At 60.2% G+C, this 16229-nt stretch carries 11 protein-coding genes; 9 read left to right on the top strand and 2 right to left on the bottom strand.

All coding sequences use genetic code 11. From position 1 onward, the window contains the following. The first annotated feature begins 112 nt into the window (after positions 1-112). From ACZ5U1_RS11610 to ACZ5U1_RS11580, 7 genes are all read left to right on the top strand, one after another. Positions 113-3241 (top strand): TonB-dependent receptor, encoded by a 3129-nt coding sequence (locus ACZ5U1_RS11610; protein WP_464778537.1) that lies wholly within the window; start codon positions 113-115, stop codon positions 3239-3241. Between the two features lie 115 nt (positions 3242-3356). After that, positions 3357-4136 (top strand): Slam-dependent surface lipoprotein, encoded by a 780-nt coding sequence (locus ACZ5U1_RS11605; RefSeq protein ID WP_464778536.1) that lies wholly within the window; start codon positions 3357-3359, stop codon positions 4134-4136. Between the two features lie 74 nt (positions 4137-4210). Next, the gene (locus ACZ5U1_RS11600) at positions 4211-5719 is read left to right on the top strand and encodes a surface lipoprotein assembly modifier (protein ID WP_464778535.1); all 1509 of its coding nucleotides are present in this window, start codon (positions 4211-4213) and stop codon (positions 5717-5719) included. A gap of 39 nt (positions 5720-5758) precedes the next feature. Beyond that, entirely contained in the window at positions 5759-6364 is a 606-nt protein-coding gene (locus ACZ5U1_RS11595; RefSeq protein ID WP_464778534.1) for a biliverdin-producing heme oxygenase, read from the top strand. Beyond that, positions 6348-6770 carry a YbaN family protein gene (locus ACZ5U1_RS11590; RefSeq protein WP_464778533.1) on the top strand — a complete coding sequence of 141 codons (423 nt, stop codon included), beginning with the start codon at positions 6348-6350 and terminating at the stop codon, positions 6768-6770. Before ACZ5U1_RS11595 ends, ACZ5U1_RS11590 begins: the two co-directional genes overlap by 17 nt. Continuing rightward, positions 6767-7636 (top strand): energy transducer TonB family protein, encoded by an 870-nt coding sequence (locus ACZ5U1_RS11585; protein WP_464778532.1) that lies wholly within the window; start codon positions 6767-6769, stop codon positions 7634-7636. Before ACZ5U1_RS11590 ends, ACZ5U1_RS11585 begins: the two co-directional genes overlap by 4 nt. Positions 7637-7712: 76 nt before the next feature. After that, on the top strand, positions 7713-8612 hold the full coding sequence (locus ACZ5U1_RS11580; RefSeq protein WP_464778531.1) for a helix-turn-helix domain-containing protein: 900 nt from the start codon (positions 7713-7715) through the stop codon (positions 8610-8612). Between the two features lie 46 nt (positions 8613-8658). On the opposite strand, the gene ACZ5U1_RS11575 is transcribed toward ACZ5U1_RS11580, so the two are convergent. Beyond that, entirely contained in the window at positions 8659-9681 is a 1023-nt protein-coding gene (locus ACZ5U1_RS11575) for a tyrosine-type recombinase/integrase (protein ID WP_464778530.1), read from the bottom strand. Positions 9682-10061: 380 nt separating this feature from the next. On the opposite strand from ACZ5U1_RS11575, the gene ACZ5U1_RS11570 reads away from it, so the two are divergent. Next, entirely contained in the window at positions 10062-10838 is a 777-nt protein-coding gene (locus tag ACZ5U1_RS11570; protein WP_464778529.1) for a 3-keto-disaccharide hydrolase, read from the top strand. A 45-nt stretch (positions 10839-10883) separates the two neighbouring features. Here the strand turns inward: ACZ5U1_RS11570 and putA are convergent, their stop codons facing one another. After that, the gene (putA, locus tag ACZ5U1_RS11565; RefSeq protein ID WP_464778528.1) at positions 10884-14489 is read right to left on the bottom strand and encodes a trifunctional transcriptional regulator/proline dehydrogenase/L-glutamate gamma-semialdehyde dehydrogenase; all 3606 of its coding nucleotides are present in this window, start codon (positions 14487-14489) and stop codon (positions 10884-10886) included. 337 nt (positions 14490-14826) lie between these two features. Between putA and ACZ5U1_RS11560 the strand changes: the two genes are divergently transcribed. Then, positions 14827-16191, top strand: coding sequence for an aspartate aminotransferase family protein (locus tag ACZ5U1_RS11560; RefSeq protein ID WP_464778527.1), 1365 nt, complete (start codon positions 14827-14829; stop codon positions 16189-16191). Positions 16192-16229: the final 38 nt, after the last annotated feature.

Raw genomic sequence — 16229 nt, 5'->3', positions numbered from 1 at the left:
CTCTCATTTCATTTTTTTCTGGAATCGGCCGACGCCCACGCGTTTAGTTTATGCAACTGCATCGCAATAGCGTTGTGGTTGATAGTCTATTTCGACGCGGGGGATCGGTTAGGTGAGTTCGGGGAGTAGCTACAGCAATTTCGGAAGCCGCCAGCGTTGGGTCGGGGCACTCCTCGCCTCTGTGATGCTCGTTGGAGTGGGGGCGCCACCCTTGGCGCAGGCGCAGTCGGCCCCGCAGGAGCGCGCGCGATCGTTCGATATAGCACCGCAGCCTGTTGTCGATGCTTTGACAGATTTTGGGCGGCAGTCGGAGTTGCAGGTCAGTATGAATGCCGATCAGGTCCGGGGCCTTTCGTCCCCAGGCGTACAAGGCACGATGACGGCTTCGCAAGCACTGGGGCGTCTGCTTGCCTCGACAGGGTTGGTGGCCCGCATCGAAGGCAGGATCGTTTCGTTGCGCAAGGTCCCAGTCGCCGAAGTCGATCCTCCTCAATCCGATACTGTCCTCTTGGGTTCTCTTCGAGTCGAGGGTACGCCCATCGTGGCCGCCTCTTCGGAGACTGGTGCGGAGCGTGATGCCCGGCAGAAGGATGCCATATACGATCAGGATATCTCATCGACTTTCGCAAGCCGCGAGGAGGTGGAGCGCTACAAGGGCGTCAACACCGCCGACGTCCTTAAGGGCATGGTCAACGTGTTCAGCGGCGATGCACGCAACGGCGGCGCGCTCGATCCCAGCATTCGCGGGATCCAGGGGCCGGGCCGCGTACCCGTCATCATCGACGGCACCGAGCAGGCGCTGACCGTCTGGCGCGGCTATAATGGCGCGAGCAATCGCAGCTATGTCGATCCGAGCCTGATTTCTGGGCTTCAGGTGCTCAAAGGACCGGTTTCGACGCGGGGCGTTAACGGCTCGACCGGCGGCGCTGTAGTCATCAACACGCTTGATGCGGCAGATATCCTTAAACCCGGCAAAAATTTTGGTATCGAACTGAAGCTCGAGGGCGGCAACAACTCGACCAATCCGCGCCTGCCGACGCTTCTCACAGGCCAGGATTATCGAACAATCCCTGGCTTCGTCTGCCTAGGCGTAGGTGCATCTCCGACCTATGCCTATTGTGATCCCTCGCTCCGCGTGAACCTACGCACGCCCGACGACAATGAGTCTTTCTCCGCCGGGGATCGCGCGATCCGCTTGGCCGTCGCAGGCCGGATAGGCGATTTCGATCTCTTTGGTGCCTATGCGTTCCGCGAGCGCGGTAACTATTTTTCGGGTGAGACTGCGCCGGACTATTACAGCCAAGAAGATCTGCCTCTCAATTCGCACACCTTCGTCCGCAAGCTCGGTCTCAACTATGAACCCGGCAATGAAGTCCCCAACACGTCGAGCGAACTGGAATCCTTCCTGTTCAAGGCGACGTGGCGGATTGCGGACGATCAGGCGCTGCAGATCGGGTTCCGCGACAGCAAGTCGACCTTCGGCGACATCCTGCCGTCGCGCATCTTCACGGTGGGCGGCCCTACGTTCGGGAATGTCCAGTGGCCGCTCAGCAAGGTGCATGCGCAGGCCTATAACGCCGAATATAAATGGCAGCCGGACAGCCACTGGATCGATTTCCGCGCCACGGCCTGGGCCACCGATACGGTCAGCGACACCTATAGCTCGGGCGGTTTCCCCAATGCGGCAGCCGACCCGCTCTTCGGCGGCGATCCGACCATCGTCAACACCGCCATCTCCAATTCCGACAATGACCGGTACGGCTTTACTGCCAGCAACCAGTTCAATTTGTCATCAAAGCTGAGCTTCCTTTTGGAAGGAAACTGGCAGCATGAGCGCCTGCGCTCGGGCGACGAATATTCGACCGCTGCCGCCAATGGCTGGCGGCAATTGCCGCGCGCCGGGCGGCGCGAAGAGTATCGCATCAACTTCAGCGGCGAATGGCGACCGGCGAGTTTCCTCAAGCTCAATGCTGGCCTGTCTTATTCCGGATATTGGGCTCAAGACGACTTCTTGCCGGAATACCTGAGACGCCAAGGTGGATCGGTCAGCCGACCGGTTACGACGAGCTGGAGCACCTCCTACCAGACAGCCGGCTCGGGCTTGGCCGATTATGAAATTTACACACGTAACATGCTCGCTGGTAACGGCTTTACGCCTGAAGATATTGAAGCATTTCTGCCAATTTTCCTTTCCAGCTACGATCCCAACGTCCCTTTCAATATAACTTACAACGGCCCTGACTGGGCTCCTGACGCTGATGGCCGCTTCAAGCGGGCGGACAATATCTGTCTGAATGGCTCGCTCGATAACGTCGCAAACTATACAGGGACGTGCGTCGTCACCGCCAATAATACCTTCGTTCCCATTACAGAGGCCAAACGTAAATCCGGCCGTGGCTGGGCGCCGACGATTTCGGCCACAGCATATATCAGCAGCGCGAGCCGGGCCTATGTCCGCTACGCTGAGGCCTATCGCTTCCCCAGCATGTTCGAGAGCACGATCGGCTTCTCGGCGTCGATCAACCCGCTGCGCGATCTGAAGCCCGAGCGTATCCGGTCCTGGGAAGCTGCCTGGGTTCAGGATCTTCGGCCGCTGTTTCGCCTCGGTGAAGGGCAGCATGCTGATCTCAAGCTGACCTGGTTCCACAACACCACGCGCGACGTGATCGAGCGAAGCACCAACCTGATGTTCAGCAACGTCGACAAGCAGGTGGTCGCCGGCTTCGAGCTGCAGGCGCGCTTCGACAACGGCACCTTCTTCACCGACCTTAGCGCCAGCCACATGACCACCAACAAGGTCTGCGATGAGAGCGTCGCCACCCAGTTGGACCCGTCGCGCGGTCGCGTTCCGGATTGCGTCAAATATGGCTTCCTGTCGGGCTTCCTACTCACGCAAGCAACACCCGAGGATACGGTCAATTGGACCGTGGGCGGACGATTCTTCGGTCGCCGGCTTGAGGTCGGCGGGCGCTTCACCTGGTATGCTAGCTACGACAATCCACAGCTCGCGGAATTCACCAATGCCGACGACTGCATCGGCGGATGCTTCCTCAACATCCCCTATACCTGGGGCGAGATCATCACGCTGGATGCCTACGCCAAGTTCAGGATCAACGACAGCTTCAGCGCCGAGTTGTCGGGCCTAAATCTCAACAACCGTTATTATCTCGACCCTCTGTCACGCTCCATGCTGCCCGCGCCGGGCCGAACGGTGCGCCTCAGCCTGACCGGGAGGTTCTGACCGAGATTCAGGGCCGTCGCCCACATCCAACAATCTTGGCTGACCGGGATGATGGGTGACGACCCTGGATGACGCGCTCGAACGGTCGGGCGCTCCAACAAGCAGGAGACGTAATATGAAGCTCGCACATCTCAAAGCCCTTGGTCTGGTACTCGCCCTTTCGAGTACGATGGCCGGCGCCGCCCAGGCTCAGGTCGTCGGCGGAACCAGCGATTCCTCCAAGGTGACGATCGCCGCCAGCACCGTCGTCGGCGGCCCACACAGCGCTGGCAAGGTTGGCATCCATGTGCCCAATCTCGCCGCAGGCCAGTATATCGATTTCCAGGGCCTGAAGACTGTCCTCGGTGCTGATGCCAACGGCGTGACCACCTTTACCGCCGTCACCGGCACTGTCACCGATCACAGCCAATATGGCCGTTTCGACTTCGCCAAAGTCGGCAGTCACGACATCTATTTCGGTGAGTGGAAGCAGACCGCGAGCGTTACCGCCGGTGACCACACCGTCTATTATGGCGGCACCGGCGCCTCGACCTCTGTCCCGTCCAGCGGCTCGGCCAGCTACTCGGTCAAGGGCATCAGCGACTATCAAGGCAAGGGCATTCTGAACGGCACGTTCAATGCCGCCTTTACCGGCAGCGGCGGCACGCTCACGGGCAGTCTGGCTAATGCTGGCGGAACCTATGGCGTGAACATCGGCACCGCGACCATCACGTCCGGCGGCGCCTTCGCGGGCGCCGGCGCAAGCGCGACTGGCGCGGGCGGTACGCCGCTGGCCTCCAGCGGTGTGGTGAGCGGCCGCTTCTTCGGCTCTAATGTCAATGCGTTGGCAGGCACCGTCGCGTTCAGCGGCACGAACCGTCAGTACAGCACCGCATTTGGCGGCTCCAAGAACTGATTGCTTATGTTGAGATCGGGGCCTCCGATGGAGGCCCCGGTTTTGCCACCCGAATTATCCGGCCAAGCGTCTTCATGGACAGATCAGCTTTTCCTATTTCAATCCCGGCCGAACCGCTGGTGCTTGCTCTGGCGACCTGCTTGTGCGCGCCCTTGGCGAACGCGCAGACGACTAGCGGGCAGGACACGCGCCTGCGGCTTGACCAGCAGCTTGATCGCCAACGCACGGATCGGGAAGCACGTGCGATCGACGAGGCTCAAGCGCTCGACGGCGACGCCTCTTCACTGACTATCGACGGCCAGACCTATGCGGTTGGCAACACTGTCGATGAAATCGGGCGAGCGCTCTACGTCTCGGTAACGCGCAAGCTGTGGCGGGATGTTCGCCGCTTCCTCGCCGCCTATCAAAAGACGGATGGGCATGATCCCATGCTCGTAGAATATGCACTTGGCGCGCTGGCTCGCGAGAAAGGCGATCTGGCTGCCGCAGAACGGCACTATCGGGCGCTATTGGCGATTAAGGCGGACTTTATCCCGGGCACGCTCGAACTCTCTCGCGTCCTTTTCGACAACCACAAGGATCGTGAAGCCGATAGCGCATTCCGGGCAGCGCGCGAACTGCTGGCGCATGATGGGCCAGAGGCGCAGGGCGTGATCGGCACGGTCGATGCCTACCTAGGCGCACTCAAGCGCCGCCAGAGTTGGCAGGGCAGCCTTGCCATCGGCTCGGGGTACAGCAGCAATCTCAATCAGTCGTCGGCAAGCTATACCTGCCTGCTGGCAACCGACGACGGCACCTGTCTCGTCGACCGCCAGGTTCCGCCAGCTATCGCAGCCGCAGGCGTTAACTTCGAGGCGACGCTGGCGAGGGACGTCCCTCTGGGCGGACATAGTGGACTCAGGGCGCGGGCGATCCTGTTCGGAGACATCTATCCAGAACGTCATGACTATTCTCAGGGAACAGCGATCGTGCGCTTGGGCTATCAATATCAGAGCGCCCTGAACGCCATTTCCCTATCGCCCTCATTCGAGATGGGCTCGCTCGGATCATCGGAGCTTTACAGGGCGCCAGGTTTCAATGCGGAATGGACGCACACTCTATCACCGCGCACGCTCTTCCGGCTCGAAGGCAATTATCGCGATTTCCGTTATCGTGATGCGGCTTTCGCTCCGCAAAATGGGCCGCTTACGGATATTGCGGTCACGGGATGGTATTCCCTGACGCCGACCTTGACCGCGTTCGGCGGACCGGATGTCGTCGTCAAGGACACGTCGAGCCTTGTCGAAGCCTATCACCAATGGGGTGCCCGGCTCGGGATCAACAAGGCTTTCGGCAATGTCGCGAGCCTCTTCCTCATGGGATCATATCGCTACCGCCGGCATCGTGCTTACAGCGAATTATTCGAGGCGCAGCGCAAGGACCGGCAATTCAATATTACTGGAATCGCCCGTCTGCCAGTCCTGAAATTTGGACCTCTAATTCCCGAGTTAGTTGTCCAGCACACCCGCGTCGAGAGCAACATCGACTGGCTCTATTCCTACAAGCGCACCACTGCCAGCGCGAGGCTTAGCTATGCCTTCTGATCGCGACGGCAACCTTTCACAGTGCAGAGGAGCATACTCATGATCGTGACTACAACCGAACGTCCCATCAAAGAGGAAAGCCGCGCGAAGCGTTTGAAGGCGCTGACCAGCACGGTCCATGAAGGCGTCGATCGCTCGATCATGTCGGCTTCGTCCTTCGCCAGCGTCGAGCACTACAAGCACTTTCTGGCAATCCAGTATCTGTTCCATCGCGACGTCGAAGCCCTCTACGCAGATAGACGCCTTCAGGCCGCTTTCCCGGATCTCGTCCAGCGCTGCCGGTTACCGCTCGTATTGGCCGACATGCAGGATCTGGGCGTCGCGGCGCCGGAAGCCGGAGCGCCTGCGTTCGCTGCCGGTGAGCCGCTGGACCTTGGATGCGCGCTGGGCTGGCTCTATGTCGCCGAAGGGTCCAACATGGGCGCGGCGGTGCTGCGCAAGGAAGCGCAGAAACTTGGTCTGAGCGATAGTCTGGGTGCGCGCCATCTCGCGCCCGCGCCTGAAGGACCGGCTCCGCATTGGCGGGCGTTTGTCGCCGCGCTCGATGCGGTCGAACTGAGCAACGATGAGGAAAAGCGCGCAAAGGAAGGCGCGCTGGAAGCCTTCGCGCGGGTTCAGGCCCATGTCGATGCACGTCTTGACTGAAGGGGCTACCGCCGATCTCCTCCGGCGCGGGCGAGCGGCCCGCGCCGGATGGCTCATGCTCGGCCTGATACTGGTGGCGCTCGGCTTCATCGGCATTTTCGTGCCGCTGCTTCCGACGACCTCCTTCATGATATTAGCACTGCCCTGCTTTGCGCGTTCCTCTCCAAAGCTGGAAGCTTGGCTGCTTAATCATCCCCGCTTCGGTCCCGGCGTGCGCGCATGGCGCGCGGAGGGAGTGGTGCCGCGCCACGCCAAGATCGCCGCATGCATCGGCATGGCTTTGGGGTTCGGGCTGTTCTGGCTGCACGTCAGACCCGGCCCGCTGTTTTCCGGCGCAATAGGAGCCTTCATGCTGTTTTGGGCGATCTGGATCGTTCGGCGTCCCGAGCCGGGAGCCTCGGCATGAAGCTAGGAGGCTATAGCGCAGCGCGGCTTGCCGCAGCGAATGATGAAACGGTCCTCTTTGAAGGCCATGTCGTCTTTCGGACCTATTATCCTGACAATCCGCGGGAGCGAGAAAGCCCGCCGCTGCCGCCGGCGGTGAGTGATGGGGAAGTCTCGCCCAACTATAGCCGCTATTGCGATCAGCCAATGGACTGGCGCACACGCCTGTTCGGGTTTGGTGGAACAGCTTCAATTATCGGGCTGGTGCTGGCTGCCGTCCTGTTCACTTGGAAGGTAGTTCACCCGCCGGTTATAACCACTTCGCAGTCGCTGACGGTGGTGGAGTTGCAACCCCTCGCGGCCCCATCAGAGCCGGTCCGCAATCTAGCTCCTGGGCCGGAACAGGTGGAGAAGCAGGAGGCGGAACTAGAAGCCGTTCCAGAGCCAATGCCGGTGCCAATAGTACAGCTTGCGTCACCAAGCATGTCAGCACGTGAGGTGCGGGAGCCGGCTAATATTACCGATCCTAGCCCCGCCGTACCGGAAACGACTGCGCCAAAAAGCCTCGCCGCGCCGACCGTCAACCGATTATCCAACGATGCCCGTCCGGACTGGAAAGGCACGATCCTCGCGCATCTGGAGCGCTTCCGCCGCTATCCTGCGCGAGCGCGTGCCGCTCGCCAGCAAGGCACCATCACCATTCGCTTCAGAATGAATAAGGCCGGCATGGTGCTGTCGTCCGCCATCGTGAAAAAGTCAGGCTACTATGACCTTGACCAGGCCGCGCTCGATACACTCAAGCGCGCGCAACCGCTGCCGGCGATCCCCGCAGGCATGGGCGATGAAGTGGAACTGACCATTCCGGTCGAATTTCAACTGAGGCGGTAGATCGCTTTGGAACGCAGGTGCCGCAAATGTCAGCGGCTGCATTCGTCACTATTCGAGGAAGGCGTTAGCCAGAAATGTGACTGACAAAGACGACGCAATGGAATTGGTGGATTTCTCGCACCCTGTCAGCACAGACCGCCTCTCGGTCGATGCCCGGTTGAGCCATAGCGGAGTTCATGTCGTGCGGGGTGTGCTCGAACCGAATGAAGGTGGGGAGATTGGCGCCGCTCAGCTTTCCGCCGTGGTCCACCTGGGCGAGCCATTCAATATGGAATGGCGCTTACCGGGAAGCGACCGGTTGCAAGTCCGGAGGATCGAGTTCGGGGATATCCATATAAATCCGGGCGACACTCCCTTTTTCCAGCGATGGAATATGCGACCGAACATCCTTGGCATGGCCCTTGATCACACCTTGATCAACCGCGTGGGCCAGGAGACATTCGGCCGCGATAGCAGCAACCTGCAAACACTGGTCGGAATCCGTGATGAACGGCTCATGGCGGCAGCCCGCGCATGGCGGGAGGAACTGGCCGCCGAAGGCGCTGGCGGCAGGCTGGTGGCGGAGCATATGGGGGTGCTTCTCGCCGTGCATCTCTTGCGCCGCTACAGCGATACCGTATTTAATCCGAAACCGGCGCGTGGCGGCCTTGGTGTGCGGCGGCTCCAGCGCGTAATCGACTATATCGAAGCACATTTGGGAGACGATCTGACCATTTCCGCCCTCGCGGGCGTAGCCAACCGGAGCCTTCATCATTTCGGTGAGGCGTTTCGCCAGTCCACCGGCACACCACCGCACCGTTTCGTCCTCATGCGGAGGATGGAACGTGCCAAGATTCTCCTGCTGACGACCAAGCTGCCCATAGCTCAGATTGCGCTCGAAGTTGGCTTCGCGAGCCAAAGCCATTTCGGCCATATGTTCCGCGTAACGACGGGCGTGACGCCACTGCGTTTTTTCCGGCTCGACCGGATGCGATGACGGGCCGTGCGGTCCACTCACTACCGGCCCGTTCGCCTGTCGTCACCTATGCGTCCAAGCGGGCGGCTAGATCAGCCGCCTTCGGCTTGTAGTAGATTTGCAGCATGGAGAGGGACCGATGCCCAGTGATCGCGGCCAATTCCAACACGTTCGAGAGCTTCGGTGCCATCGTCGTTGCGGCCTCCCTTCGGCTGTCGTGAAAGTGTATATGTGACAGGCCTGCGTTGGTCTTTGCGTCGCGGAATAGCTTGTCCAGATTGCCCGATTGAATAGGCACGACGGGGGAGGAGCGCGCAGGCTCCTTCACGATCTGTAAGAGCGTCATTGCCGCCTTCGACAGCGGCACGTCGCGCTCATTTCCGTTCTTGGTCTTGCTCAAATGCGCCTGACGCTCATCAAAGTTGACGTCACTCCAGCGGAGCGAAAGAATCTCGCCCTTTCGCATGGCAGTCTCCAAAGCGAGGTAGAAAGCGAATCCCGCCCATTGGGCTGCGGTTTCCGGCTCGCTCACCCCATCCCATCCGAGTTGTTCGATAATCCGCTTACGCTCACTGATGGAAATGCGCTGCGTCCGGGGGCGTGGATTGCGGGGCCGCGTAACCAGCGTGCATGGATTGACGGTCAAGCCCAGCCGCCATTCGCGCATGGCTTGCGTGAATACGGCCGAAACCAGCCCCAGTTCCCGATTAACCGTCGACGCGGATACCTGCGTCAGCCTCTTGTCTCGCCAATCCGCAATGTCGGGGCCGGTAATCGACCGGATCGGCCGCTTGAAGACAGGATAGCGCCGCTTCAACATCTTTAGCCGGATCTGCTCCCATCGGGCACCGCCTTTGCCCGGCGAGATTTCGTCGGCGTAGCGATCGAAGGCCTCGGCCACCGTCGCGCCTTCGGAAAGGCTCGGATCATTGATGATCGCTTCTGGTTCGACCCCGTCGATGATTTTGCTTTCGGTGGTGATGGCCCACGCTTGGGCTTCCGCCTTCGTGTCGAAGCTCGCAGAGACGGTCTTACCCTTGCGACGGACTTGGACGCGCCAAGTCTTTTTGCGCTTCTGGATGGTCGCCATGTCTTATATCCTCCTTCTGACAATCACTAATGCGACCATCCTAAGTATCGTGGCACACTTGGCACAATAGGGGGTCAAAACAAGTAAGTTTGCATCAACGATTGTAAAAGAAAATATATTGATTTCAATGCCTTCGTTGTAAGGATTTACTCAAGAAAGACTTCTTCTGGGCACCATTTTTGGACGCTAAAGGCGCCAAGCGAGCGACTGATTTTACAGCGCTTTCGACAGAAAATTGCCGGGCGCTGTCCCGCGAAATCCAATTGCAGTCTCGAGCAATATATCGCTCTGGATGATCCTTCCGGCGGTGCGGGCGGTACAGGACTTTTCGCGACCATGCTGTTAATCGTCGAACCAGCGTGTCGACACTAGAGAGCAGCATGGATCAAAGGACCGGACGTCGGACATTCATCGCCGCGGCGACCACATTGACGCTGTTCCCTCGCTGGGCCGTGGCGGCGCAACGGTCAGAGGCACTTGCGCCAAAAGCCATGCCCCTGATGCCCCGGCCGGTTGACGGCGACGGGCCAGGGTTCAAATCCTTGTTTGACGGCCACACCTTGGCGGGCTGGCGCGGTGATCCGCGATACTGGCGCGTGGAAGATAACTGCATAGTTGGCGAAGTGACGCCGGACACCCTGCTTCGGAGCAACACTTTCCTGATCTGGGAAGGCGGAAAGCCTGAGGATTTCGAATTGAAGGCGGAATATCGGATCAACCCTGAAGGCAATAGCGGGGTCAACTACCGCAGCACCGTTGTCAAAGACGAGATCACGCCCACCAACCGTTTCGCCATGTCAGGATTACAGTTTGATATAGATGGCCGGAATCTCTTCACGGCCATGGTCTACGAGGAGCGGGGGCGCGGCTTTATCGCCCGCCGTGGCCAGTTTGCGCGAACAACGTCACCGCCGTCGCAAATAATCGGTGCCATTGGTGAGCCCGGTCCTCTGAAAGCAGCGATCAAAGCTGAATGGAACGAAGCCCATATCATCGCCAAGGGTCCGGCCATCTATCATCTGTTGAACGGCCAATTGATGGCGGCGGCGATCGATGAGTCGGCGGATCGTCGGCGCAAGGGCGAGATCGGGATGCAGGCGCACGTAGGTCCGCCGATGAAGGTGGAATTCCGCAACATCCGGTTGAAGCTGCTGTAGCGCAATCCGTGAAGGGATCGGCTATGGAAGCGTCGGCGTAAGCGCTTATCCGATCATCATCAGGCTGGCATTACCTCCAGCAGCGGTCGTGTTGATGGAGATCGACACTTCTTCAAGCAACCAGTCGCAATGATAGGCAAGGGGCTGGTCCTGCTCGGCTGCGTGAACGGATATGATCGGCCCCGGCATAGCCGCGACTTCCGCCACGGCTCGGGCAACGGCTGCCTCGTCTCCTTCCACCAGCGCAACTGCATAAGGCCCGTCAGGCAGGCCAGCGAATGCAGCAGCGACATTGGAGGGCAGATCGTCGGGAAGCGCCTCCGCAACCACGCCCCGGTTCCCGGTCGCAAGGATGACGGCCATCTGATCGAACAAGCCATCCCGGCTCTGCGGCTTCATCAGCACCTGACCACGGGGATGCAGGCTGTAAAGGTTGCGTTCCCCTACTGGTCCGCCGAGCGCGCGTTCCACTCCCAAGGCAGAGGCGGCGGCATAGTCGTGGGCTTTCGCCGCGCTACCCATTTCTCCCTTTGCTTCCAGCCAGTTCGCGAAATCATGGATGGGTGAAGCCGGATGCCGCGACTTCCATCCGAAAGCGGATGGGCGCGTCACCAGCCGATTAAGATAAAGCGGCCCACCAGCCTTGGGTCCCGTTCCAGAGAGCCCACAGCCCCCGAACGGTTGGACGCCGACAACCGCGCCGATCATGTTGCGGTTCACGTAAAGGTTACCCGCCCTCACCCGCGATGTGACATAGGAGATGGTTTCATCGAGCCGGGTGTGAAGGCCGAAGGTCAACCCATAGCCAGTGGTGTTGATCGAATCGATCAGCGCGCCCAACCGCTCCCGCCGGAAACGCACGACATGCAGGACCGGGCCGAAAACCTCCCGCTCCAGTTCGGCTATATCGTCGATCTCGATAATCGTCGGCTCAACGAAGGTGCCGTGTGCCGCCTCGGCAGGCAGGGTGAGTTGATCAACCCGTTTTCCGCGCTCGCGCATTCTGGCGATGTGCTGATCGATCGCCATCTTTGCTGCCTGCGTGATCACCGGGCCGATGTCCGTCCTCAGCGCATCGGTGCTGCCAACGCGCATTTCCCGTAACGCGCCCTTGAGCATCAGGAGAATGCGATCCGCCACCTCTTCCTGTAGGCAGAGTATGCGCAGCGCGGAGCAGCGCTGGCCAGCACTGTCGAATGCGGAGACCAGCACGTCCGCCACCACCTGTTCGGCGAGAGCAGACGAGTCCACGATCATCGCGTTCTGTCCGCCCGTTTCGGCGATAAACGGAATAGGGTGGCCTGCGGGTGAAAGCCTCTTGGCAAGCTGGCCCTGGATCAGTCGCGCAACGGCGGTCGATCCTGTGAACATGACGCCTGCGGTTTCCGGCGCCGCTACCAGAGCGCTGCCCAAGGCGCCATCGCCCGGCGCCAGCTGAAGAGCATGCGGGGGAACGCCCGCCTCGTGCAGCAAGCGCACGGCCTCTGCCGCGATCAGTGGCGTCTGGACCGCAGGTTTTGCCAGCACCGGATTACCTGCAACCAAAGCGGCAGCGACCTGACCAGTGAAGATTGCGAGGGGAAAATTCCACGGACTGATGCACAGGATCGGCCCCAGAGGCTCCTGCCCGGCGCCGAGATTGGCCCGTGCCTGCGCCGCATAATAGCGGAGGAAATCGACCGCCTCGCGAACCTCCCCGATCGCGTTGGGAAGAGATTTTCCGGCTTCGCGGATCAATAGGCCAAGCAGGATCGGCATACGCGCCTGCATCGCGTCGGCAGCGCGTTCCAGAATAGCTGCGCGCTCCTCCACGGACCTGCCGCCCCAATCGGATGTCGCGGCACGAGACACGAGGGCAGAGGCGTCCCCGGCCGCCAGTTCCACCACCGTGCCAACCATGTCCCGATGATCGGCCGGATTGAGTATAGCGCGCTTTTCGCCCGAACCGAAGGTCGGGGCCGCTCTCCATTCGATCGCGGCGCTATCGCGAAGGGCCTGCGACAGGGCGTCGAGTGTGGCTTCATCGCTAAGGTCGAAGCCGGTTGAATTGCGGCGATCGGGATACAGATCGGCAGGCAGGGCAATCTGGTCATGCTTCGCGCCGGAATTGGGCATGGCACGGACCACCTCGGCCGGGTCAGCGATCAGATTCTCGACCGAAACCGCCGGGTCCGCGATACGATGGACGAAGGAAGAGTTGGCGCCATTCTCAAGCAAGCGGCGGACCAGATAGGCGAGCAGCGTCTCATGCGTGCCAACCGGCGCATATATGCGGCACGGGCGATCGAGATTTTCCTTCCCCACGACCTGTTCGTAAAGCGGCTCTCCCATGCCATGCAGGCACTGAAACTCATATTGGCCGACGCTGAAATCAGGCCCGGCAATGTGGTAGATGGTCGCGAGGGTCTGCGCATTATGGGTCGCAAATTGCGGAAAGATCGCATCGGGCGCCGCAAGCAGCTTTTTTGCGCAGGCGATATAGGCGACATCGGTGTGCACCTTGCGCGTGTAGACCGGGAAGTCGGCAAGGCCGTCCACCTGAGCGCGCTTGATCTCCGCGTCCCAATAGGCGCCCTTCACCAGACGGACCATCATGCGGCGTCCTGAACGCCGGGCAAGATCGATGATCCAGTCGATGACGAAGGGGCAGCGCTTGCCATAGGCTTGAATGACGAACCCCAGGCCATCCCATCCTGCCAATTCGGCGTCTGTCGCCAGACTTTCGAGAAGGTCGAGAGAGAGTTCGAGCCGGTCCATCTCCTCGGCATCTATGTTGAGGCCGATATCATAGCTTTTGGCGAGCAGGGCCAATTGCCGCACGCGGGGCAGCAATTCCCCCATCACCCGACCCGCCTGAGAGCGGGCATAGCGGGGATGTAGCGCCGAAAGCTTGATCGAGATGCTGGGGCCTTCATACACGCCACGTCCGCGCGCCGCCTTTCCGATCGCGTGAATGGCACGCTCATAATCGGCATGATAACGGTCGGCATCGGCCCCGGTCGTCGCCGCCTCACCCAGCATGTCGTAGCTGTAGCGGAAGCCCTTCGCTTCCATACTCCGGGCGCGCTTCAATGCCTGCTCGATCGTCTCGCCCGTGACGAACTGTTCGCCCATCATCCGCATGGCGAGATCGACGCCGCGACGGATCACCGGCTCCCCCGCGCGCGCCACCAGCCGGGTCAGCGCGGCGCCCAGCCCATCATCATCGACGCTGCCGACCAGCTTGCCGGTCACGATCAGGCCCCATGTCGCGGCGTTGACGAACAGTGATTTGCCACCGCCCAGATGCGATCCCCAATCGCCATTAGAAAGCTTGTCGCGGATCAATGCGTCGCGTGTCGTCTGATCGGGGATACGCAGTAATGCTTCGGCGAGGCACATCAGCGCCACGCCCTCTTCACTGGAAAGCGAATATTCCTGGATCAGCCCTTCCACGCCGTTACCCCTGTGGTTGGCGCGGAGCGTGGTCACGAGCAGGCGGGCGACTTTTCTGATCGCTTCGCGATCCGATGACTCAAGAGTCGCGGCTTCCAGCAGCGGCGCGATGCACGCGGGTTCTTCCCGCCGGTAGGCGGCGGTGATCGCTCGCCGAAGCGGTGTCTGAGGGCGTATGGGCGGCGCAAAGTCTTGGAAGGGCACGCGTCGGGTCATGGCAGCTCCAACCACCCTCCATCATTGGGCCTGAGAATCGCATATATGGATGGATTGATCCAATTCAGCATCCCGGTCGGGGAAAAGCTGGAAAATCGCTCTATCTGGACTTGTTCGCTGCCTTCAATCGACGGAAATCGCAGACAAACCGCCCCGTCCCATGATCATGTGTTGATAAGTGTCCACAAAATTCTTATGCATCCGGCGGGCACGCTACTTCCCTGCATGGATGAGGGTAAGTCGATCCCCACATTCTGCGCGTAATGGTCGTCGGGCGCATATCCATCTCGGGGACGGCCGAAATGTCAGTTTCTAAAAGATCGGAAGCACGAAGATAATGTACGATCCCAGAGAAAATGCTGCAGCTGATATTGCTGCTCACCTCCACTCCTTCACGAATTTGGCGACCCATCCTGAGGTCGGTCCCCTCGTTATAACCAAGGGCGATGGCGTCTTCGTGGAAGACGATCGGGGGAACCGCTATCTTGAAGCTGTATCAGCGCTATGGTGCGCCTCTCTGGGCTTCAGCAACGAGCGTCTGGCCAAGGCGGGCAGCGAAGCCCTGCGTGGATTACCCTATTATCACACCTTCACCGGCCGTTCCAATCCAGCCGTGATCGCGCTGGCCAACAAGCTGCTGTCGATCGCGCCCGTGCCGATGTCGAAGGTGTTCTTTGCCAACAGCGGATCTGAAGCAAACGACTCTGCTGTGAAACTGATCTGGTATTATCATAACGCCATCGGCAAGCCGGAGAAGAAGAAGATCATCGCCCGACGCAACGCCTATCACGGCGTTACCGTGGCGTCGGCCAGCCTGAGCGGCCTTGTCACCAATCATCGCGATTTCGACCTGCCCATCCATAATATTCTGCATACCGATTGCCCGCATTACTTCCGCTACGCCGAACCTGGCGAAAGCGAAGAGGATTTCGCGACCCGCCTCGCCGACAATCTTGAAAAGCTTATCCTGGAAGAAGGGCCGGAAACGGTCGCCGCCTTCTTCGCCGAACCGGTCATGGGTGCGGGCGGGGTGCTTACGCCACCGGCTACCTATTTCGAAAAGGTCCAGAAGGTACTGGCGAAATATGACGTGCTGCTCGTCGCGGACGAAGTAGTGTGCGGCTATGGCCGGACGGGTGAGATGTTCGGTTCGACCACTTTCGGCATGAAGCCCGATATCCTCACCACGGCGAAGGGGCTGTCATCCGGCTATGCACCGATTTCGGCGGTGATGGTGAATGAGAAGGTCTATGCGCCGATCGCCCGGAACAGCGGCACCATCGGCACCTTCGGCCACGGCTTCACCTATTCGGGCCATCCGGTGAGCTGCGCCATCGCGCTGGAAACGCTCAAAATCTACGAAGAAGATAATGTCGTCGGCCATGTGCAGTCGTTGATGCCGCAATTCTGGAAGGCGCTGCGCAGCTATGAAGGCCGCAAATATGTCGGCGAAGTGCGTGGAGTCGGCCTGGTCGCCGCGATCGAGCTTTATGCCGATCCTGAAAACCGGACCAGCTTCGACCCCGCAGTAAAGGCCGGGGCGCGCTTGGTCGAAATCGGGCTGACGCAGGGCCTGATCGTGCGGGCGCTCGGCGATACGATCGTCTTCTGCCCGCCGCTTATCATCACCGCCGAAGAGCTTGATGATCTGTTCGCCCGTTTCGAACGCACGATGGCTATTTTCGAAGAAACCATCGGCTGACAGTCCCGCATCGGAGCAACTGCTGCGCGACGCAGCGG

The sequence above is a fragment of the Sphingobium sp. TomTYG72 genome (assembly GCF_055394715.1).
This window is presented reverse-complemented; position numbering and strand designations above follow the sequence as displayed.

Coding starts and splice junctions, on each gene's coding strand:
- ACZ5U1_RS11605 (WP_464778536.1), top strand. CDS start 3,357: ATGAAGCTCGCACATCTCAAAGCCCTTGGTCTGGTACTCGCCCTTTCG.
- ACZ5U1_RS11600 (WP_464778535.1), top strand. CDS start 4,211: ATGGACAGATCAGCTTTTCCTATTTCAATCCCGGCCGAACCGCTGGTG.
- ACZ5U1_RS11595 (WP_464778534.1), top strand. CDS start 5,759: ATGATCGTGACTACAACCGAACGTCCCATCAAAGAGGAAAGCCGCGCG.
- ACZ5U1_RS11590 (WP_464778533.1), top strand. CDS start 6,348: ATGCACGTCTTGACTGAAGGGGCTACCGCCGATCTCCTCCGGCGCGGG.
- ACZ5U1_RS11585 (WP_464778532.1), top strand. CDS start 6,767: ATGAAGCTAGGAGGCTATAGCGCAGCGCGGCTTGCCGCAGCGAATGAT.
- ACZ5U1_RS11575 (WP_464778530.1), bottom strand. CDS start 9,681: ATGGCGACCATCCAGAAGCGCAAAAAGACTTGGCGCGTCCAAGTCCGT.
- ACZ5U1_RS11570 (WP_464778529.1), top strand. CDS start 10,062: ATGGATCAAAGGACCGGACGTCGGACATTCATCGCCGCGGCGACCACA.
- putA (WP_464778528.1), bottom strand. CDS start 14,489: ATGACCCGACGCGTGCCCTTCCAAGACTTTGCGCCGCCCATACGCCCT.
- ACZ5U1_RS11560 (WP_464778527.1), top strand. CDS start 14,827: ATGTACGATCCCAGAGAAAATGCTGCAGCTGATATTGCTGCTCACCTC.